The sequence below is a fragment of the Mycobacterium sp. NGS51 genome, from assembly GCF_059812525.1.
Window position 1 is genome coordinate 22,980 of sequence record NZ_JCALCV010000027.1, and the last position, 21,445, is coordinate 44,424.

Annotated in this window: 16 protein-coding genes; 10 read left to right on the forward strand and 6 right to left on the reverse strand. The window is 65.8% G+C overall.

The genetic code is table 11. From position 1 onward, the window contains the following. Positions 1-46 precede the first annotated feature (46 nt). On the forward strand, positions 47-916 hold the full coding sequence (locus AC5Y5W_RS23685) for an oxidoreductase (protein WP_500013531.1): 870 nt from the start codon (positions 47-49) through the stop codon (positions 914-916). 159 nt (positions 917-1,075) lie between these two features. Further along, on the forward strand, positions 1,076-2,002 hold the full coding sequence (locus AC5Y5W_RS23690; protein ID WP_500013529.1) for a DMT family transporter: 927 nt from the start codon (positions 1,076-1,078) through the stop codon (positions 2,000-2,002). Positions 2,003-2,011: 9 nt separating this feature from the next. On the opposite strand, the gene AC5Y5W_RS23695 is transcribed toward AC5Y5W_RS23690, so the two are convergent. After that, a complete protein-coding gene (locus AC5Y5W_RS23695) occupies positions 2,012-3,607 on the reverse strand; it encodes a PucR family transcriptional regulator (protein WP_500013527.1) in 1,596 nt (531 codons plus the stop codon). An 83-nt stretch (positions 3,608-3,690) separates the two neighbouring features. Here AC5Y5W_RS23695 and pruA point away from each other — a divergent pair, with 83 nt between their 5' ends. Beyond that, positions 3,691-5,319, forward strand: coding sequence for an L-glutamate gamma-semialdehyde dehydrogenase (pruA, locus tag AC5Y5W_RS23700; RefSeq protein ID WP_500013526.1), 1,629 nt, complete (start codon positions 3,691-3,693; stop codon positions 5,317-5,319). Continuing rightward, positions 5,319-6,329, forward strand: a complete 1,011-nt coding sequence (locus tag AC5Y5W_RS23705; protein WP_500013525.1) for a proline dehydrogenase family protein — start codon at positions 5,319-5,321, stop codon at positions 6,327-6,329. The genes pruA and AC5Y5W_RS23705 overlap by 1 nt, the downstream gene beginning before the upstream one ends. 239 nt (positions 6,330-6,568) lie before the next feature. Here the strand turns inward: AC5Y5W_RS23705 and AC5Y5W_RS23710 are convergent, their stop codons facing one another. Continuing rightward, the gene (locus AC5Y5W_RS23710) at positions 6,569-8,017 is read right to left on the reverse strand and encodes an MFS transporter (protein ID WP_500013523.1); all 1,449 of its coding nucleotides are present in this window, start codon (positions 8,015-8,017) and stop codon (positions 6,569-6,571) included. 171 nt (positions 8,018-8,188) lie between these two features. Here AC5Y5W_RS23710 and AC5Y5W_RS23715 point away from each other — a divergent pair, with 171 nt between their 5' ends. Together AC5Y5W_RS23715 and AC5Y5W_RS23720 are read left to right on the forward strand one after the other, a co-directional pair. Then, positions 8,189-9,034 carry an esterase/lipase family protein gene (locus AC5Y5W_RS23715; RefSeq protein WP_500013522.1) on the forward strand — a complete coding sequence of 282 codons (846 nt, stop codon included), beginning with the start codon at positions 8,189-8,191 and terminating at the stop codon, positions 9,032-9,034. 27 nt (positions 9,035-9,061) lie between these two features. Further along, complete coding sequence (locus AC5Y5W_RS23720) at positions 9,062-10,507, forward strand: aldehyde dehydrogenase family protein (protein WP_500013521.1); 1,446 nt, start codon at positions 9,062-9,064, stop codon at positions 10,505-10,507. 83 nt (positions 10,508-10,590) lie between these two features. On the opposite strand, the gene AC5Y5W_RS23725 is transcribed toward AC5Y5W_RS23720, so the two are convergent. Together AC5Y5W_RS23725 and AC5Y5W_RS23730 are read right to left on the reverse strand one after the other, a co-directional pair. Further along, on the reverse strand, positions 10,591-11,853 hold the full coding sequence (locus AC5Y5W_RS23725) for a glycosyltransferase 87 family protein (RefSeq protein ID WP_500013520.1): 1,263 nt from the start codon (positions 11,851-11,853) through the stop codon (positions 10,591-10,593). Between the two features lie 175 nt (positions 11,854-12,028). Further along, positions 12,029-12,484: a hypothetical protein gene (locus AC5Y5W_RS23730; protein WP_500013519.1), complete on the reverse strand. Its 456-nt coding sequence runs from the start codon at positions 12,482-12,484 to the stop codon at positions 12,029-12,031. A gap of 419 nt (positions 12,485-12,903) precedes the next feature. On the opposite strand from AC5Y5W_RS23730, the gene AC5Y5W_RS23735 reads away from it, so the two are divergent. The 4 genes from AC5Y5W_RS23735 (at position 12,904) to AC5Y5W_RS23750 (ending at position 18,494) form a co-directional block, all read left to right on the forward strand. Continuing rightward, positions 12,904-13,761 carry a hotdog family protein gene (locus AC5Y5W_RS23735; protein WP_500013518.1) on the forward strand — a complete coding sequence of 286 codons (858 nt, stop codon included), beginning with the start codon at positions 12,904-12,906 and terminating at the stop codon, positions 13,759-13,761. Positions 13,762-13,844: 83 nt separating this feature from the next. Continuing rightward, positions 13,845-15,260 carry a WS/DGAT/MGAT family O-acyltransferase gene (locus tag AC5Y5W_RS23740; RefSeq protein ID WP_500013516.1) on the forward strand — a complete coding sequence of 472 codons (1,416 nt, stop codon included), beginning with the start codon at positions 13,845-13,847 and terminating at the stop codon, positions 15,258-15,260. 16 nt (positions 15,261-15,276) lie between these two features. Further along, a complete protein-coding gene (locus AC5Y5W_RS23745) occupies positions 15,277-18,075 on the forward strand; it encodes an aconitate hydratase (RefSeq protein WP_500013514.1) in 2,799 nt (932 codons plus the stop codon). An 83-nt stretch (positions 18,076-18,158) separates the two neighbouring features. Next, positions 18,159-18,494: a cupin domain-containing protein gene (locus tag AC5Y5W_RS23750; RefSeq protein ID WP_500013512.1), complete on the forward strand. Its 336-nt coding sequence runs from the start codon at positions 18,159-18,161 to the stop codon at positions 18,492-18,494. 27 nt (positions 18,495-18,521) lie between these two features. Here AC5Y5W_RS23750 and AC5Y5W_RS23755 read toward each other — a convergent pair whose 3' ends face one another. Together AC5Y5W_RS23755 and AC5Y5W_RS23760 are read right to left on the reverse strand one after the other, a co-directional pair. Continuing rightward, positions 18,522-18,848, reverse strand: a complete 327-nt coding sequence (locus tag AC5Y5W_RS23755) for an STAS domain-containing protein (protein ID WP_500013510.1) — start codon at positions 18,846-18,848, stop codon at positions 18,522-18,524. After that, the gene (locus AC5Y5W_RS23760) at positions 18,848-21,352 is read right to left on the reverse strand and encodes a SpoIIE family protein phosphatase (protein ID WP_500013509.1); all 2,505 of its coding nucleotides are present in this window, start codon (positions 21,350-21,352) and stop codon (positions 18,848-18,850) included. The genes AC5Y5W_RS23755 and AC5Y5W_RS23760 overlap by 1 nt, the downstream gene beginning before the upstream one ends. Positions 21,353-21,445 lie beyond the last annotated feature (93 nt).

Sequence of the window (21,445 nt, forward strand, 5' to 3'; positions counted from 1 at the left end):
CGCGTCGTCGGAGCCCCGGCACAACTCTCGGATTAGGGTGTCTGCCATGCCTGACTGGACCGCAGCAGACCTGCCGTCGTTCATCGGACGCACCGTCATCGTGACCGGCGCCAATGCCGGGTTGGGTGAGGTGACCGCCCGTGAATTGGCCCGGGTCGGCGCCCACGTCATCTTGGCCGTACGCAACACCGGAAAGGGTGACGAAGCCGCCGAGCGCATGGGGGGTGAGGTCGAGGTTCGACAACTTGACCTCCAGGACCACTCGTCGGTGCGGCGCTTCGCCGACGGCATCGACCGAGTCGACGTCCTGATCAACAACGCCGGCATCATGGCCACCAAGTACGCGCTGACCGGCGACGGCTTCGAGGGCCAGATCGGCACCAATCACCTCGGTCATTTCGCGCTGACCAACCTGTTGTTGCCCAAGCTCGCCGACCGGGTGGTGACGTTGTCCTCGCTGATGCACCACTTCGGCTACATCAGCCTCAAAGATTTGAACTGGCAGTCCCGGCCGTATTCGGCGTGGCTGGCCTACAGCCAGTCGAAGCTGGCCAATTTGCTGTTCACCAGCGAGCTGCAGCGCCGCCTGGATGTCGCCGGCAGCTCGTTGCGCGCGCTGGCCGCCCACCCCGGCTGGTCACACACCAACCTGCAAGGCAACTCCGGCCGCAAGCTGGGCGACGCGGCGGTCTTGGCGGTCGATCGTGTGGTGTCCACCGACGCCGACTTCGGCGCCCGCCAGACGCTGTACGCGGTATCGCAGGATCTGCCCGGCAACACCTTCGTCGGCCCGCGATTCGGCCTGTATGGCCGCTCCCAGCCGACCTGGCGTAACTGGCCGGCCACACGCGCCACCACCGCCGAGGCGCTGTGGGAGCTGTCCGAAGAGCTGACGGGCACCAAATTTCCGCTTTGAACGGCGTCTAGATTGTTCCCGTAAGTATTTGGGGTGGTTTCGGCGCGAGACCTGTTGAGCACTCTCTGCACACTAGAGTCACCGCGGACGAAACAGCCCAGGTGAACAGCGCGTGGGCGTAGCGGCTTCCCGGGCTGAATGTCGGCGAGGAGGTCACCCATGTCGAATACGGATATCGCGGGCTTTCTTGCCCTCTGCGCTGCGCTGGCCGCCGCGATCGGCAGCGTGGTGCGTCAGCGCTGCGCGCAGGAGATCACCGACAAACAGGTCGGACACCTGGAGCTGTTCGGCATGTTGGTCCGCGACGGCCGGTGGTGGCTGGGCGGCATTGGCGACATCGCCAGCTACTGTCTGCTTGCTGCGGCGCTCGACAAGGGCTCGGTCATGTTGGTCACGGCGCTGCAGGTGACGGTGCTGCTGTTCGCGCTGCCCATCTATGCGCGGTTCAGTCGGCATCGGATAACCCGCCGGGAGTGGAGCTGGGCGGTAGTGCTGGCCGCCGCGTTGGCGGTCCTCGTCACGGTCGCGGATCCGACGGAAGGCCAGTCCCGTGGCCCAATGGAAACGTGGATCCTGGTGGCCGTCGTGATGGGTCCGGCGTTGGCGCTGTGTGTGCTGGCTGCCCGGATTTGGTCGGATCGCCCGGCCTCGGCGGTGCTGCTGGCGGCGGTGTCGGGTTCGTCGTTGGCGCTGTTCGCGGTGCTGACCAAGGGTGTCGTCGACGTACTCGAACACGGGGCCGGCGAATTGGTGCGAACACCTGAGCTGTACGCCTGGGTGCTCGCCGGAGTGGCCGGGATGATCTTTCAGCAGTCGGCTTTTCGTGCCGGTGCGCTGACCGCGTCATTGCCGACGATGACCGTCGCGAAGCCGGTGGTGGCCACCACGCTGGGAATCATCGTGCTCAAGGAGACGCTGGAGGCCGATGGGCCAGAGTGGCTTTTGCTGGTGGCTTCGGCGGTGTTGGTGATCGTCGCGACGGTGGCTCTGGCGCGCGGCGAGGCCGCCAGCATGGCGGCCGGCGCGGGGCACGACGCGCAAATTTCCGGCCGGCCGGAGGCGCCGTCGCCGCACGTGAGCGGCTGACCCGCACGATCATCCCGAGTGCTCGGTAGCCCGCAAGCTCAGCGAAAGAACCAGCCGTACATCAGGATCGGCCAGCGACGTCGACAGCACCTGTTCAATCCGGCGGATTCGGTAGCGCACGGTGTTGGGATGCACGTGCAGCCGTTGCGCCGCCGCACCCACATCGCCGAAGCCGTCCAGGTAAATCCGCAGTGTTTCGGCCAGCGCCGGCTGACGGCCACGCAGATCGCGCACCCGCGCGTCGATGAGCCGGTCGTCGGCGCGGACCATCGTGACGATCTCGTCGAGCAGCACGGTGGTGCGCGCTTCGGCAACCGAGGTGACCGAACCGATCGAATCCGGATGGCGCTCAGCGCTGTCCAGCACCCGGTCCACGTCGGCGCGTGCCGCGGCCGCCTCGGAGAGTCCGCGGACCGGCGCTGCCACGACAGCCCGCAGACGCAGACCCAGCTCCGCACGCAGGGTGCCGATCATGCCGCGAATCCACGAGGCGAGCGACGCCGGCTTGTTGATGTGCGGAAACAGCACATATATTCGTGCTCCGCTTGAGGTGACTTGAGCGTCAGCCCGAAAAGCGCTGGCGCTCAAGGCGACTATCTCAGTCAGCCGGGTATGGCGATCCGCGGCGTCTAGCCCGATGAGCGTGACGCTGCCGTCTGCGGCGATGCCCAGCTCGCGGGCGAGGTCGCCGGTATCCAGCCGATCCGCGTCAGCCAGGCCCAGCAGCTGCTGCACCCGCAGCGCATGCGCCGACGGCCGGGCCGCCAGCCGCGACATGATGCCCGCGGCCATCACGGCCGCGCCACGCAACACCTCCTCGGCGTCGTCGGCCAACGCGGTCGAACCCCGCTGCACCCAGATCGCACCGGCGAACCCGGGCGCGCGCCGGGTGTCGACTGGCGGCTGATGAATCCCGATCGCCAGGCGTGACCGCAGCCCCAACTCCGGGCGTTCCGCGACGTGAACCACCTGGTCGTTGCTACGTAGTGCGTCGAAGATGCCCCATCGGCTGATCCACTCCAGATGCTCGGGCGGCCCGGCGCGGCCGAGGATGGAGAGCCGCCGCAGCTCGTCGGCCTCGGCATTGGACGCCGAATACGCGAGCACGTGCGACTGCTCGTCCTCGATGCTGACCATGCCGTGGACACGGTCGGCGACCGCTTGCGCCAGGCCGAACAAGTCGGTGCCCGAGTCATAGTGTGGATCGGCCGGCGAAGGACCGTGGTGTTCGAAGACATGGTTGACCAAGCGGTACAACCGTTCCCAGCGGGCCCGCGGATCCACCGCCACCACCGCCGTCCCCGATCGGACGGCATGGGCCACCAGCGCGTCGGACGGCTCCTTGGCGAAGACGGCCGCCGGCGCGCTTGCCTGCTTGAGTTGCCCATCCAGCCACCGGACAGCCTCTTCGTCGCCGACACCGAGCAACAAGAACACGTCGGCCCAATCCGCGTCGGTCGCCAATCCCAGTCGGACATCGTCGGAATCGATCAGCGCCGCCGAGGCCACCGGCAGATCCAGTCCGCGCGGAGCGTCGACCAGGCTCACCATGGTCGCGTCCAGCGCCAGCAGCAGCTGGCCCAGCGCCAGTCCGGCCACCCGCATGTTGTCCGATTCTACTATTCGGAGTCATCCTCCTTGTCTGATCAACCAAGCATGTTGGGCCCGTCGGCGAGCATCCTGAGACCATGGACGCGATTACCGATGTTCCGCTGCCCGCCAACGAACCGGTCTGTGACTATGCGCCGAATTCCGCCGAACGGGTGCGGCTGCGCGCCGCACTGAACTCGCTGGCCGCCGACCCCATCGAGTTGCCGCATGTCGTCGGCGGCGCGCATCGGCTGGGCGCCGGTGAGCGAATCGACGTCGTTCAACCGCACCGGCACGCCGCCAAGCTCGGCACGTTGACCAACGCCACCCACGCCGACGCCGCGGCGGCAATCGAAGCTGCCATGGCGGCCCGGACCCACTGGGCGGCAACCCCGTTCGACGAACGCGCCGCGATTTTTCTGCGTGCGGCCGATCTGCTGGCCGGGCCGTGGCGGGACACGATCGCCGCCGCAACCATGCTCGGTCAATCCAAGACCGCCTACCAGGCCGAGATCGACGCGCCCTGTGAGCTGATCGACTTCTGGCGGTTCAACGTCGCATTCGCCCGCCAGATTCTGGCGCAGCAGCCGATCAGCGGGCACGGCGAATGGAACCGCACCGACTATCGGCCGTTGGACGGATTCGTCTACGCGATTACGCCATTCAACTTCTCGTCGATCGCCGGCAACCTGCCCACCGCGCCAGCGCTGATGGGAAACACCGTGGTGTGGAAGCCGTCGATCACCCAGACCTTGGCGGCATATCTGACCATGCAGCTGTTGGAGGCCGCCGGATTACCGCCGGGCGTGATCAATCTGCTCACCGGCGACGGTTACCCGGTTTCCGATGTGGCGCTGGCAGATTCGCGGCTGGCCGGCATCCACTTCACCGGGTCGACGGCCACCTTCCAGCAGCTGTGGCGTGAAGTCGGCACCAACATCGAGCGCTACCGCAGTTACCCCCGGCTAGTCGGCGAGACCGGCGGCAAAGACTTCATCGTCGCCCACGCCTCGGCGCAACCCGAGGTGCTGCGCACCGCCTTGATCCGCGGGGCGTTCGACTACCAGGGCCAGAAATGCTCGGCGGCGTCGCGGGCGTTCATCGCGCACTCGGTGTGGCAAAAGATGGGCGATGACTTCCTGGCGGCGACCGCTGACTTGCGTTACGGCGATATCACCGACTTCGCCAACTACGGCGGCGCGCTGATCGATCGGCGGGCCTTCACCAAGAACGTCAACGCGATCGAGCGGGCCAAAGGCACGGCCGCCGTCACGATCGCGGTCGGCGGCGAATACGACGACAGCGTGGGGTATTTCGTGCGTCCAACAGTGCTGCTGTCCGACGACCCGGCCGACGAGGCATTTTCCACCGAGTACTTCGGCCCGCTGCTGTCGGTCCACGTCTACCCCGACGACGCCTACGAACGGATCCTTGACGTGGTCGACACCGGATCGCGCTACGCGCTGACTGGCGCGGTGATCGCCGAGGACCGGGACGCCGTGCTGGCCGCGCAGCACCGGCTCCGGTTCGCGGCCGGCAACTTCTACGTCAACGACAAACCGACCGGGGCGGTAGTAGGGCGCCAGCCGTTCGGCGGATCCCGCGGATCGGGGACCAACGACAAGGCCGGCTCGGCGCTGAATCTGCTGCGCTGGACATCGGCACGCACGATCAAGGAGACCTTCGTCGCGGCCACCGACCATAACTATCCGCACATGGCGGGATAATGTCCGGGGCGATCGCCAGCGCGGCGGAGCCGGGCGCAGCGGGTCGCCCCAAAACCGGTGCGTTTGGCACGGTACGCCCGGCGATCCTGGCCGCCAGTCGATCAGCTCGGTTGCGCCGCACCGTCGAGCGGCTATCGCTCACTCGCACGGTGGTGCACCGGTTTGTGCCGGGGGAGACGCTGGAGCAGGCGCTAGGCAGCGTTGCCGGACTGCGGGCTTCGGGTCGCATGGTCACCGTCGACTACCTGGGCGAGGACGTCGCCGATGCCGATGACGCCACCGCGACCATGCAGGCCTACCTTGACCTACTCGATGCACTGGGCAGGCGATTCGATGCGACGCTCGACGGTGTGCGACCGCTCGAGGTGTCGGTCAAGCTTTCGGCGCTGGGGCAGGCCCTGGAGCGCAACGGCGAGAAGATCGCGCGGGAAAATCTCCACACCATCTGCACACGCGCGCAACAGGCCGGCGCGTGGGTGACGGTGGATGCCGAAGACCACACCACTACCGAGTCGACCTTGTCCATCATCGCTGACCTGCGGTCCGACTTCCCTTGGCTGGGGGTGGTTTTGCAGGCGTATCTGCGGCGAACGCTGGGTGATTGCCGAGATTGCGCGGCCGCTGGGGCCCGAGTTCGATTGTGCAAGGGCGCCTACGACGAGCCGGCGTCGGTGGCTTACCGCAACCGCGCTGCGGTCACCGATTCGTATCTGCGTTGCCTTCAGGTGCTGATGGCAGGAACGGGCTACCCGATGGTCGCTTCGCACGACCCCGTGATCGTCGAGACGGGTCCGGTGCTGGCACGCGAATCTGGCCGGGGCGTCGATGATTTCGAGTACCAGATGCTCTATGGCATCTGCGATGGCGAGCAGCTTCGGCTGGCTCACACCGGTAACCGGGTACGGGTGTATGTGCCGTTCGGCACCCAGTGGTACGGGTATTTCATGCGACGTCTGGCCGAGCGCCCGGCCAACCTAGGTTTCTTCCTGCGGGCGCTGGCGCAGCGTTGACGGCTGACGAAACCTGTGCCACAGCCGAAGTGGCAGCAGCCCGATCAGCGGTGCCCGCTTGCCTAACTCGTTGCGACGATCAAAGGCAGTGGCGTATCGCTGCGCCTGCTGGGCGGTCGGGTACGTCTTGTAGCCGCTGGCTTGGCCGCAGCCGCGCTCGCACGCCCAGTGCATAGTGCAGCCCGCGGCATGGAACCGCGGTCGGTGGCCCATCAGCCGGCACGTCCACGACATTGGCGTCACGCGTCCGCGGTCGTCAGTGGCTGCGCGAGGTCCTCTAGCTTCTGGCCCTCGGCCTTGACGCCGAGGAACAGTTCGACCACGCCCGCAATCGCCATGACCACCGCGCCGATCAGGAATGACAGGACAGCCAGATGGCGCTCTCCGGATCCGATCAGTTGACCGAACAGCACGGGGCCACTGATGCCGCCGATCGCTGTTCCGACTGCGTAGAAGAACGCGATCGCCAGCGCACGGGTCTCCATCGGGAAGACTTCACTGACCGTCAGGTATGCGGCACTGGCACCGGAACCGGCCAAAAAGAAGCATGCCATCAGCACGGCGAGGAACGTCCACACGCCGCCGAGCTGGCTCACGAATACGCCGGCCAGAACCGCCGCCAGCACGGCCGAACCCAGGTAGCACAGCGAGATCATCGGTTTGCGCCCGACCGTGTCGAAGAGCGGCCCGAGCAGCAGCGGCCCGGCGAAGTTGGACAGTGCCCACAGGATGAAAAACACCGGGACCATGCTGGAGGTCACGGAATAGAACCCGTGCAACAGCGTGCCGAGGTTGAAGGTGACGCCGTTGTACATGAACGCCTGCCCGATGAAGAGCGCCAGGCCCAGGATCGCGCGGCGGGGATAGAGCTTGAAGGCCACCTTGGCGATCTCTGCAACCGAAATCGTCTTGCGCTGGCGGACCGTCAGCGATCCCTCCGGCTGTGGCAGCGGCTGGTTCTGCTGGCGCTCGATGTCCTCCTCGATGCCGGCGACGATGCGCTCGGCCTCCTCTTCCTGACCGTGAATGAACAGCCAGCGCGGACTCTCCGGAACGCTGCGACGAACCATCAGTACCGCTAAGCCGAACACCGCGCCGATGCCGAACGAGATTCGCCACCCGATGTTGACCGGGAACAGAGATGTGTTCAGCAGCAGCAACGCGCCTGCCGCGCCCAGCGCCGACCCCAGCCAAAAGGAACCGTTGATCGCCAGATCGACGCGGCCGCGGACGCGCGCGGGGATCAGCTCGTCGATCGCCGAATTGATCGCGGCATACTCGCCGCCGATACCGGTGCCTGCGAAGAACCGTGTTGCGAAGAAGTACCACGGCGCGAACGAGAAGGCCGTCGCTGCAGTGGCCGCCAGATAGATCACCAGCGTGAGGACGAACAGCTTCTTACGGCCGAAGCGGTCGGTCAGCTGACCGAAGAACAACGCGCCGGTGCACGCACCGGCGATGTAGCAGGCTGCTGCCACCCCGATCTGCGCCGCGCTGATCGTGATCCCGCTGCCGGGCTCGGTGAGCCGGGCCGCGACATTGCCCACCATGGTGACTTCCAGGCCATCCAGAATCCACACCCCGCCCAACCCGATGACCACCCGCCAGTGGAAGCGCGACCAGGGCAGCCGGTCCAGTCGGGACGGCACCTGCGTGGTGATGGTCCCGGTCTGTACGTCGCTGCTCATCGCGGCGGCATACCCAGAAAAGCGGCGGCATACCCAGAAAGGGTGAGTGGCGAACTGGCCGCGCGAAGCGGTGAAGTGGTGGCAGGCTGACATTTATGCGCCGCGCTGGCGACGATGCAGCGGGGTCCCCGCGAAGCTGGGGACGAAGCGATGAGGAGGAGCAGCGCAGTTATGTCTGAGCCGATGTTCGAACCCGTCGAGCGCCCGCGGCGCTCCGGCGCTCCGCCATGGTCACTGTCGCTGACCGATCCTGCCCGTGCGGCGGCCGAATTCGGGCTGCTGCTGGCTTCGCTACCACTGCGGCGGATGTTGCCGACCGGGGACGGGCATCCGGTGTTGGTGCTGCCCGGCCTGTTGGCCGGTGACGGATCGACATTGGCCTTGCGGCGCCTGCTGCGCGACCTCGGCTACCGGGTGCACGGCTGGCGGCTCGGCCGAAACATCGGTCCGACGGCCCAAGCGGTCGCGGGCATGGGCGATCGCCTCGATGACTTACATACCCGGTATGGCAGCCCGGTGAGCGTGATCGGCTGGAGCCTCGGCGGCATCTATGCGCGCGCGATGGCCCGCCGGCGCCCATCGTCGGTGCGCCAGGTCATTACTTTCGGCACGCCGTTTCGGCTCACCGACAGAAACCAAACCCGTGCCAGCGCGGCGTTCAACCGTTTCTCACACCTGCATGTCGAACGGGCGTCGGCGCCGCTGGAGCTGGAAACCGAAGCCCTGCCCGTGCCGGCGACCTCGATCTATTCCCGATACGACGGGGTGGTCGCCTGGCAGGCGTGTCTCGATCTTCGCTCGGCAGAAGCCGAAAACATCGCGGTGATCGGCAGCCACTTCGGGTATGGCCACAACCCGGCGGTGGTCTTTGCTGTCGCAGACCGATTGGCGCAGCCACTGGGCGAGTGGGCGCCATTCCGGCCGCCGGCGGGCTTGCGGCCGCTGTTCCCGCGACCCGACACAGCACGCGATCCGTCCACGCGGGAAAGTTCGCGGACGCGGCGGAATCCCGCTTGAGATGTCGGAGCGCCGAAAGGAACCCGGATGGCTGACGCCCGCTCACTGATCGACAGCTACGGGCTTTACATCGACGGCCGGTGGGTTGACCCGGAAGACGGTCGCTACGACGACATCTGCCCGGCCACCGAAGACAGGATTGCCCACGCGCCCGACGCCAGTGTCGGTCAGGTGACGGAGGCGATTGCGGCTGCCCGCCGGGCGTTTGACTCGGGCCCGTGGGCCGACACTGCACCCGGGGAGCGCGCAGCATGCCTCGTCCAGCTCGGCGACGCGCTGCACAAGCACGCCGACGAGTTCCTCACGTTGGCACAAATCGAATGGGGCTGCGTCGCCAACGAACGAAAAATCCAGGTCGACAACGCCGCCTACTTGCCCACTCGCGCTGCCGAACTGGCGCTGCAGCTGACCGAAGAACAGAACGGGAGCACGCTGCTGTGTTACGAACCATTGGGTGTGGTCGCGATCCTGACGCCGTGGAACTTCCCGCACATGCTCAATGTGATGAAACTGAGCGCGGCACTGGCCGCGGGCAATACCGTCGTGCTCAAGCCGTCACCACTGACGCCGCTGGCCGGCCTTGCCCTGGCACGGATCATCGACGAGCACACCGACATCCCGCCCGGTGTGGTCAACGTCGTCACGCCAAGTGGCATCGAGGCGAGCAAGTTGCTGACCACCGACCCACGGGTGGACATGCTCAGCTTCACCGGCAGCTCGGCGGTGGGCCGCGAGGTGATGGCCGCCGCCGGTGCCAACATGACCCGGATCTTGCTGGAGTGCGGCGGGAAATCGGCCAATATCGTGCTCGACGACCTGACCCTCGACCGTGCCGCCCTAGAGCGAATCCTCTTCGATGCGTGCACATTTCACGCCGGGCAGGCCTGCATCCTGCAGAGCCGGCTGTTGCTACCAGAACAGGTCCACGATGACGTCGTCGAGCAGCTGGTGGCACTTGCGCGCGCGGTTTCGGTGGGTGACCCGGCAGACCCGGCAGTCCAGATGGGTCCACTGATCAGCCGTATGCAATTGGACCGGGTAGCTGCACATGTCGCCGCCGCCGTCGACGACGGGGCCAGACTTGTGACCGGAGGACGGCGCCCGGCCGGCTTGGACACCGGCTTCTACTTCGAGCCGACCATCCTCACCGACGTGGACCCCGACGCAACCATCGCCCAGGACGAGGTATTCGGGCCGGTGCTGACCGTGCTGCGCTACCGCGACGACGACGAGGCCGTCGCGATCGCCAACAACTCGCGATACGGACTTTCTGGTGCGGTATGGGGCGCCGATGTCGATCGCGCTGTCGGCGTTGCGCGCCGCATCCGCACCGGCCAGATCGCAATCAACGGCAGCGGACCCGGCGACGCGCCGTTCGGCGGCTTCAAGCAAAGCGGGCTCGGTCGCGAGGGCGGCGGAATCCGCGGCCTGCACCAGTACATGGAGCCCAAAGCTATCGGGCTCCCGGGCTGACGGCGTTCTCCGTGAAACTCGCGGTGACGATGGTGCCCGGGTCGGACCCTTCGAGATCGATCTGACTTGTCCCTGACAAGCTTTCAAGGCGGGCTGTCGGTGCCGGCTGGCTCGTCGGAAATGTTTCCCGCCCGCGGCGGGCCGTGGCGACCGGCGCGTTTCAGACGGCTAGCGATGAGGGCCGCAACGATCAGCAGGGCGGCATAGACGATCAGGTGCAGATTCACCAGGGGCTGCCATCGAACCAACATCGGCGCGAATAGGAACAGACCGATGCGCGGCTCGGCAGGTACACAAAGTTGACATCGGTCACCCGGAAATGAATACGGCCATGCACCCATCACCGCGAGCAATGTTGCTACCCCGACCCACCACCATGAGTTGGTCAACGCCCGATTTACGAGGTAAACGATCATCGGTACCAACCACACCCAGTGGTGGTGCCAGGTAAACGGTGCCACCGCGCAGGAGCTCAACCCTGCAACAGTGACCGCGAGCAGGAGTTCTCCGCGGCGGTACAGGCGCACGGCGATCCACATGCTGAGTGCCACCACGCACGCACTGGCCAGGCCCCACAACCAGGGTGAGGGGGCCTCTCCGGTGAGACGGGCAATGGCTCCGCGGACGGATTGGTTGCCGGCGTCGAAGAGGTGCTTGTCGAGCCAGTCGAGCCAGCTGGTGTCGAGGAACTGTCCGCTCCAGTACTGCCACGAGTCGTTGGGAAACACCAGCCATCCCAGCCCGATTGTCGCGGCGAACGTGGCGACGGCGACCCCGGCGGCTCGCCACTGGCGTAAGAGCAAGTAGTACAGCACAAAGTAGGCGGGCGTGAGCTTGATGCCCGCCGCGAGGCCGATGCCGATCCCTTTGACTTGGCTGCGCTCCCCGCGCGAGGCGTCCCAGAGCACCATCAGCATCAACAGCAGGTTGATTTGCCCGTAGAACAGCGTGGTGCGAACCGGTTCCAGAAACGCGCAGGCAAGCGCGAGCAGCGCGGAGACGCCGGCCAGGTACGAGGTGATTCGGTAGCCCAGTATCCGAAAGCACAGCATCACGCTCGCAATCAGCAGCACGACGTTGATGGCCAGCCAGATCTGAATGTCTGCGCCATCGGGCAACCAGCCAAACGGCACGAAAATAAGCGCGGAGAACGGCGGGTAGATGTACCAGAGCTTGCAGCAGCCGAGGGGCGTGGCATACAGCGGCAGGTCTTGGAGAAGATGGCGACCGCCGTCGCGGTAAACCAAGAAATCCGCCCCACCTACCAGCAGGCCGAAGGGGGCTCGCAGCTTCACGAGGGTGGTCAGCAGTACCACGGAAACGGCCGCCGCGACGAGGAGGATCACCAGCGTCGACCACCGGAAGTCGAGCTGTTGACGTGCGGACTGAACGTCACCATCCCGTGACTGGGCAGCTACTGAAATCGTGAAGGCCGTAACGACAGGCGCCGGGACCCTCGGCCAAGCGGCGGGAAAGTCAGAAACGTCACGGCAGCCAGTGACGCCAGCACAGTAATTCTCATCAGCACATCACGTCGATCTCAAAGGGCACAGGCGCTCCCACCGAGGCGGCACCCTGTTGGACCGCGATGGTGCCCACCACCGCGAAACCGCCATTGGCGGCTTTGGTGACGCTGGCGCTGCCCGGTGTTCCCGCCACACCGGGGGTGGCGACCCGGTAGTGCCAGAACTTGGGCCCTTGGGGGGTGGTGATCTCGACGCTGGTTACCTGGGTGCGGGAGGGGTCCAGCTCAGCCGTCGCGAGCTTCCCGGTGGGGGTGGTGTCGGCGGCGGTGATGGTCAGATACGTGGGCGCGACTTGGGGGTTCTCGCAGTGGGCCGCACCCTGCGCGGTGACCTCGCCGTTGTTGACGGTGAACTTATCGAAGGAGTTCTGCGTGAAGTACGGAGCGGCGTGAGCCGGGGTCATCTGTAGAGCGATGGCGGCTACCGTGAGCCCGGCCAGGATAGTTTTCATGATGTTCCTTCCGCACCGCAGATGCCCTTCCGCGGTGAATGGTTAGTGCGTGTCCGCAATGCTGGGCAGCGGGTTGTAAGTTGGTGCCCGCCAAGGGGTCTGGCGGGCGAACCGCGGGACCTCATGATTGTTTCCTTCCTCGTGAGAAACAATGAGTCCCACCAGCGGCTGATCTCGCAGCCGGTGTAGCTGAACCTAAGGCCCACTATCACATCATCGCGAGGTTTTCAAGCCATTTCGGCGAAACCCGGTGGGAGGATCCCGAGGCATGCAACATCTTCCGGGAGCGCAAGTCGCACATGGGATTCGGGATGTTCCGTTCGACGCCTCGCCTCGACGTGGTGTGGAACTGAGCGCAGATGTTCAGATAACACGGGCGAAGGCAGATAGTGTGGGCATGCTGAAGGGAGACGGGACACTTGCTTCGAGATATCCGTGAGCTGGCTTCGGATCCCGCCGCGTATGCGCAGGAGCTGCAACGGCGCTGGGGCGGCCTGTTGAGCTATCGCTATATAGGGCGAGGCCACGCCTCGATGAACCTCGGTCCAGGCGACGACACCGTCACTGTGCGACACGACATGCGAAATCCCGCCGGGGGCATACTCTTTGCCGTTCTCGGCATTGCTGCGCCCGAAGGTGGCCTTGTCACAGACATGGAGGCGGTGCCCAACCCGGTGATTCATTCCTGCCAGGTGCTCGATCCGGGAAGCGACGTCTCGCGCTTCGAAGTCATCACCGAAGACCTCAAACGCGGACAACGAATGGCCTACAGCCGTTCCCGCATTGTCGACGCGGACAACCACGACCGGGTCCTCGCGCTAACAGAGGGCCAGGGCGTCAGTATCGGCGTGCCGCCGGAGGGACTGGGGAAGATGACTGTCGAACCGATCGAGGTCGTCGACTCCCCCGACCTTCCGCCGCTCTGGCAGGTTTTCGGTGCGCACCGGCGAGCGGACGGCTTTTGGGCACTACCCGAACTGTCGGCGGAGGTGGCCTCCCCGGACGCCGCACTGCACGTGGGGCCGCAGTTCGTGGCACTGGAGACCGCAGCGCTCGACAGTGCTGCACAGCTCGTCGGAACCGATCGGCTGCAGGGGCTTTCGTCGCACATTATGTTTCTCGCTCGCGGCAAGGTCGGTCCATTCAGGGCCGAAGGTCAGCCGATCGCGGGCACTACCGGGATTGTGGCTGTACGCGTGTTGCTGTACGACGAGGGCGCCGACGGCAAGCTCATCACCGTCGCGTCATATGTCTTTCGCACGGCACAGACCGCTTAACTGAGGACTTATGGCCCTGCTCAGCAGGCATGGACAGCGAGATAGTTGTACTACGCGTAGCACATGCCGTGGAGGGCCGAGCCGTGGAGCAACTGACAACACTCGATGCGGGTTTCTTGAAGGCCGAAGATTCCGATCCGCGGGTCAGTCTGGCGATCGGCGGCCTCGCGGTTCTGGAGGGGCCGGCACCCGATCGAGAATCGTTCACCACGACCATGGCCGAGCGCATCGCCGCCTGTCCACGATTCAAGCAGCGGCTGCGACTGCGGCCGCTCGACCTCGGCGCGCCCGAATGGGTCGACGATCCCGACTTCGATCTCGCCCACCACCTTCGGCGTATTGCAGTGCCGCGGCCCGGTGACGAGCCGGAGGTGTTTCGGTTGATCGCCGACCTGATGGCGAGGCGGCTGGATCGCAGTCGTCCGCTGTGGGAGATCTGGGTCATCGAAGGGCTGGCCGACGATCGGTGGGCGATGCTGATGAAGATCCACCACTGCATCGCCGACGGGATCGCCACCGCACACATGCTGGCCGGCCTGTCCGACGGCGGAGTGGGCAAAAGCTTCGCCAGCCATATTCGTGCCGCCAGGGAAGAGCCTGAGCCCGTCGACGATTGGGCAGCCGCACTGGCCAGCGTGGTCAATCCGTTGAATTGGATGAACGGGCTGTGGAACACGTCTGCTGCAATGACGGTGGCTGCCGCCCGCGCCGTTCGGGGGGCGACTGAAATCGCCGCGGGTCTGTTGCGCCCGACGTCGTCGTCGTTGAACGGACCGATGGGCAACCTGCGCCGCTACAGCGCGGCACACGTCTCACTTCACGACATCCGGCAGGTGTGTCAGGCATTCGACGTCACGATCAACGACGTCGCGCTGGCCGCACTGACCGAGAGCTACCGGGCGCTGCTGACCCAGCGCGGCGAGGAGCCACTACCCGATTCGCTGCGGGCACTGGTCCCGGTGTCGATGCGCTCGGCCGACGCCTTCGGCAAGACCGATAACCGCGTCTCGGTGATGCTGCCCTATCTACCCGTCGAGGTGGAAAATCCGATCCGTCGGCTGCGGCTGGTGCATTCCCGGTTGACCCGCACCAAGTCGAACGGCCAGCGACAGGCCGGCAGCGCCGCCGTGTCGGTGGCCAACGTCATTCCGTTCGCGTTGACGTCGTGGGCGATACGGTTTTTGACCCGGCTACCGCAGCGCGGGGTGACCACCCTGGCGACGAACGTGCCGGGACCGCGCGAGCCGTTGAAGATCATGGGCCGCACGGTGGTTGGTGTGATGCCGGTGCCGCCGATCGCGATGCAACTGCGGACCGGGGTAGCCATGCTCAGTTACGCCGACGACCTGTTCTTTGGCATTCTTGCCGACTTCGACGCGGTGCCCGACGTCGAAGAGCTCGCCCGCGGTATCGAGACCGCAGTGGCTCGCTTGGTGGCCAGCAGCAAACGCAAGGCAGCTCGTGACCGTCGCGGTCTGTCCCTGGTGGTGGGGGCCTAAGGCGGGAGACGTTACCTTGACCTCGAACAGTTTTGGCACCCGCGATCGGCTCACGGTCGACGGCACCGGTTACCAGATCCATCGGTTGGACCGCATCGACGGGACGCAACGCCTGCCCTACAGCCTCAAGGTGCTCTTGGAGAACTTGGCGCGCAATGAGGACGGGCGGTTGGTGACCGCCGAACAGGTCGAGGCGCTGGCGGCGTGGGATCCGACGGCCGCGCACGGGCGGGAGGTGGCGTACACACCAGCGCGGGTGTTGATGCAGGACTTCACCGGCGTGCCGTGCGTCGTCGACCTGGTGGCGATGCGAGACGCGATCACCGACCTCGGCGGCGACACCAACCGGATCAATCCGCTGTGCCCGACCGAGCTGGTGATCGACCACTCCGTCATCGCCGACGTCTTCGGCCGGGCAGACGCGTTCCGTGTCAACGCCGATCTGGAGTTCGAGCGCAACGCCGAGCGCTACCAGCTGTTGCGTTGGGCCCAGCAGGCTTTCACGGACTTCAGCGTGGTGCCGCCGGACACCGGGATCTGCCACCAAGTCAACCTGGAGTACCTGGCCCGGGTCGTATTCACCCGCGACGGGCCCGGCGGACCACAGGCTTACCCGGACACGCTGGTCGGCACCGACTCGCACACGCCGATGGTCAACGGCCTCGGCGTGCTGGGCTGGGGCGTGGGCGGCATCGAGGCCGAGGCCGCGATGCTGGGTCAGCCGATGAGCATGCTGATCCCGCAGGTCCTCGGGCTGAAACTGACCGGTGAACTCCCACCCGGCACCACCGCCACCGACTTGGTGCTGACCGTGGCCGAGTTACTGCGCCGCACCGGCGTGGTGGGCAAGTTCGTCGAGTTCTACGGGCCCGGAGTGGACAACGTGCCGTTGGCCAACCGGGCAACGATCGGCAACATGAGTCCCGAATACGGGGCCACCTGCGCGATCTTCCCGATCGACGAAGTGACGCTGAATTATCTGCGCTTGACCGGACGCTCCGAGCAGCGGATCCGGTTGGTGGAGGCTTACGCCAAAGAACAGGGCCTGTGGCACGAGGCCGGTCACGAGCCCACGTTCTCCCAGACCGTCGAACTGGATCTGAGCACCGTCGAGCCGTCGATCGCCGGGCCGAAGCGTCCGCAGGACCGCATCCCGCTGCGCGTCGCACCACAGGCGGTGAGCGCGCTGCTTGCCGGCGCGCAAACCACCGAGGAAGCGCTGGACGGCCTCGACGAGGCCTCGGCGGAGTCCTTCCCGGCCAGCGACCCGATTGCGATCAGCGCCGATGGGCCGCACGACAAGCCGCACCCACCCGCTGTCTCGCAGGACGGCGACTGGCCCTCGGCGCCGGTGCACGTCACACTCGCCGATGGCAGCGCGGTCGAGTTGGACAACGGGCATGTGGTGATCGCCGCGATCACTTCGTGCACGAATACCTCCAACCCGTCGGTGATGGTGGGCGCGGCCCTACTGGCGAAGAACGCAGTCGAAAGAGGTCTGAGCCGCAAGCCGTGGGTCAAGACCTCGCTGGCCCCAGGCTCGCGGGTGGTGACCGACTACTACGAAAAGGCCGGCCTGACACCGTATCTGGACAAACTGGGCTTCAACCTGGTCGGCTACGGCTGCACCACCTGCATCGGAAATTCCGGCCCGCTGATCCCAGAGGTCAGCACAGCGGTGACCGATAACGATTTGACGGTTTGCTCGATGCTGTCGGGCAACCGGAATTTCGAAGGCCGCATCCACCCCGAGACCAAGATGAATTTCCTTGCTTCCCCGCCGCTGGTGGTCGCCTATGCACTGGCCGGCACCATGCGCATCAACGTGACGTCACAGCCGCTGGGGGTAAGCAGCGACGGCGAACCGGTGTACCTGCGCGACATCTGGCCGACAACAGCCGACATCGCCGAGGTTGTCGACAACCATCTGCAGGCCGAGATGTTCACCGCCAGTTACGCCGACGTGTTCGCCGGCGACGAAAATTGGCGCTCTTTGCCGGTACCCGAAACTGGCACCTTCGAGTGGAATCCCGATTCGACGTACGTGCGCCGACCGCCCTACTTCGACGGGATGAACCCTGAGCCGCAACCGGTGTCCGACATCACCGGCGCGCGGGTGCTGGCCAAACTGGGCGACTCCGTCACCACCGACCACATCAGCCCGGCCGGGTCCATCCGCGTCGACTCGCCGGCCGGAAAGTATTTGTCCGAAAACGGGATTGAACGCAAAAACTTCAACTCCTACGGGTCGCGACGCGGCAACCACGAGGTGATGATCCGCGGCACCTTCGCCAACATCCGGTTGCGCAATCAACTCGCCCCCGACACCGAAGGCGGGTGGACCCGCGACTTCACTCGACCTGACGGCCCAGTGACCACTATCTACGACGCGTCAGTTCATTACGCCGGCGCGAGAACGCCGCTGGTGATTCTGGCCGGCAAGGAGTACGGATCGGGTTCGTCGCGGGACTGGGCGGCGAAGGGCACGTTACTGCTCGGCGTACGCGCGGTGGTCGCGGTGTCCTACGAACGCATCCACCGCTCGAACCTGATCGGAATGGGAGTGCTGCCATTACAGTTTCCCGACGGCCAGAACGCGGACACGTTCGGCCTCACCGGCGAAGAGACCTTCGAGATCACCGGCGTCGGTGCGCTCAACGACTCGATCCCGCAGACCATGCACGTCAAAGCCGGCGGTGTCGAGTTCGATGCGGTGGTCCGCATCGACACCCCGGGCGAAGCTGACTATTACCGGCACGGCGGCATCATGCAGTACGTGCTGCGCACGCTGTTGGCCGCCGAGCCCAGCGCCTAGGTCACTTCGTTCCGCTTGGTCGCCGGTAGCCCTTACAGTGGTCAGTGCCGAAGCTGCGCCCCGCTGATGATGGGTGTCACCAGATGATGAAATTCTCGCTGACTGCGCTGGCTCGTGATCAACTGGACCGCGCCAAGTCCGAAAACAGCGGGCGCAGTGCGGCCACCGTGGTCGGCGGCCACGAACAAGTCTTGCGGCAGACCGTTATCGCGCTGCGGCAAGGTCATGCGCTCGACGAGCACCACAACCTCGACGAAGCGACGATTTATGTGCTGAGTGGCCGGGTCCGCCTCGCTAGCGACCAAAGTGACTGGATCGGCCGCACCGGTGACCTGCTCGTCCTGCCGAATGCCGTGCATGGACTCAGTGCAATGGAGGATTCGTCGATCCTGCTCACGGTTGCCAAGAAGAACCGCTGACTGGCATCCCTGTCACAGTCGCCGACGTCAGCGCTCTGCTTTCGGCGAAGCGGGTTCCACGGTGGTCAGTTCGGTGAGGCCACTGACGGTGAGGACCCGGATCAGCAGGGGCCGGACGATCAGATGGATGTGCTCGGCGTAATTGAACAGAACGTTGATCGCGGCGCTGTCGAGATACTCGACCGCACTGAGGTCGACAGTCAGCTTCTCGGCGCTGCCGGCAGTTTCGGTGATGGCCGTGGTGAGCGCCCTAGTGAATGTCTCGACGTTGCTCAGGTCGATTTCTCCCACCGCAACCAGCACGAGTCGGCCGTCGTTGTCGCGCGCGGTATCGAGTGTCAGCGATGTGGGCATCAGGTGATCCTCGCGGATAAGTGAACCGTTGTTCCGGCGCTGTCGGGGACGATGGTGACGTCGTGTGTAAGCGCTCGCATCAGCGTGATGCCCCGGCCGCGGTGGGGATTCTTCTCCGGCTGTGGCGTCTTCCACGAGCCGGTGTCGGTAATGGTCAACTGCACCTGATCGACCAGTGCGGTCGCGCGCAGGCTGATCTCGCCCTCCGGACTATTGCGGTGACCGTGCTCGATGGCGTTGGCGACGGCTTCGCCGGCGGCGACGAGCAGGTCATAAACCTGGTCCGGGTCCACCTGGGCTCGGGTCAACCAGCTGCGCAAGGCGGCGCGGGAATGCGCGAGGTGGCTGACGTGCGCGGGGAAGTTCATCTCCAGCGGGGCAGGTTGGCGGTACAGCAGCAACACAACGTCGTCCTGATAGCCGCCGTTCGGCGCGAGACGCGACATGATCTGGTTGGCCAACTCTTCCAGCGTGGCGGCGCGGCCGTCTTGAACGAGGGTGGCGGCGCGGCCGATGCCGACGTCCAGGGAACTGCGGCGACGTTCGACCAGACCGTCGGTGTACAGCAACAGCGTCGCACGCGGGGGGATGGTGATGTGCGCTTCCGGGCGGGGCCGGTCGGGTCGTATTCCCAACGGGATGGTGTGGCCGTCGTCGAGCACCCGGCTCGTGCCATCGGCGTGGACCAAAATGGGCGGCGGATGCCCGGCGTTGGAGTACACCAGTTCGCCGGTGTCGGGTTTGAGCACCGCGCAGACGGCGGTGGTGCATTGGGCACCGGGTAGCCGCGCGGCGAAGCGGTCCAGCTTCGCGAGAACGGCACCAGGGCTGGGTTGGTCGAGCAGGAGGGCGCGGCAGGCGCTGCGCAACTGCCCCATCACGGTGGCCGCGGCAAGGCCATGGCCGACGCAGTCGCCGACAACCAACGCGATGCGCCCGTCCTCCAAATCGACGACGTCGTACCAGTCGCCCCCGACCTGTAAGGGCCGGCTGGCCGCCTGGTAGCGCACCGAGAACCCGCCGGGTAGATCGGCGGGGCCGAGGATCGCATGTTGCAACGCCAGCGCGGTTTCGCGCTGTTGGTCAACCTGGTGGAGCCGGTGCAGAGCCTGGCCCAGGCGGCCTGCCAGCACTGTGAGCAGGGTCTGGTCCTCGAGGGTGAACGGCCGGTTTTCGGCCAGGTCGATCCACACGACGAGCACACCTTCGGGATGCTGCAGCGCGATACCCGCAGCCCCCGGCGTTGCGGTGTAGGGGGCGAGTAGGTCGCCGTCGCACAACGAGCTGAGCAGCTCTCTTGTCTGTGACGGCAGATCGTCCCAACGCGCGGGCTCGCCGACGGACACCACGTCCGGTGCGGTTTCCGGGGCGGTGGTGTGGGTGCCGAAGGCGACGGCCAGGACCCGGCGGGCCCGCCACAGTCGACGCAGTTCATCGACCGCGGCGTGCACTGCGTCATCGACGGTGTCGGCTTGGGCGAGTTGCTGATTGAGCGCATGTTCGCGACTTGCCGTCAATGCCAGCGCAATAGCCGCGTGCCGGGCGAAGTCACTGACGAGCTCCAGGTAGTCGTTGCCGAACCCCGGCTGCTGCGGGTTGCGCGCCACAGCGATGACACCGAGCACCGCTTCGTCCGCGATCAGCGGAATGACAACGGCCGGGCGTTCACCGACATCGGTGAATCCCTGGATCGGGTATTGGAACGAATCAGTGATCAGCGGGATGCCCCGGCGCGCCACACCACCCGTGGTGGAGCCGTCCATCGGAACTTGCCGACCGATCACCTCGGAGGAATACCGGCCGGCCGTAGCGGCCACGACCAGGGTGTCGACTTCGTAGGCCGGCAGATCGGGCTCGCTGGGAACCAGCAAGATCGCCTGCTCGGCGTCAGCCAACTCCAGCGCTCGGCTCACGATCAGCTGCAATGGTCCCGTCTGCGGATCGCCAGACAGCAGCGCGCTGGTGATCTCGCGACTGGCCTTCGTCCATTTCGCCGATTCGCGTTCGCGCTCGAAGAGCCGCACATTGTCGATCGCGACGGCTGCCGCCGAGGCCAATACCCGTACGGCGCCCTCCTGGAACGCGGAAAACACCCGGCCGGGCCGATCGTCGGCCAGGTAGAGGTTTCCGAAGTCAGTTGACCGGACGGTGATCGGGATTCCGAGCAGCGCCCGCAGCTGCGGATTGTGTGCGTGCAGCCGGGCGGTCTGCGGATGACCACCCACATCATCGACGCGAAGACCGTCGCCTACCGGCAGGTCCCCGAGCCGCCGCGCTGTGTCATTGTCAATGCCCACGTGCATGAACGACAAGCCGCCGTCGGACCCGCGGATGCCCAGCGCTCCGTAGCGAACGCCGGTCAACTCCATCGCCGTATTGACGATTCGGTGCAATGTCGCGGCCAAGTCCAGATCGGAACCGATCTCGACGATGATTTGCTCCAGCTGTTCCAGCTGGTCTCGAGCTGCCCGCAGCTCGTCAAGTTGCGAATGCTCTGCGGTCACCGGCCGACACCGGCCGGGTCGGCGAACGCGGAACCACGTCGGTCGCTGTTCACATACGTCAACCTAATCGGTCGGGTCTGCGACCGCTGCGGT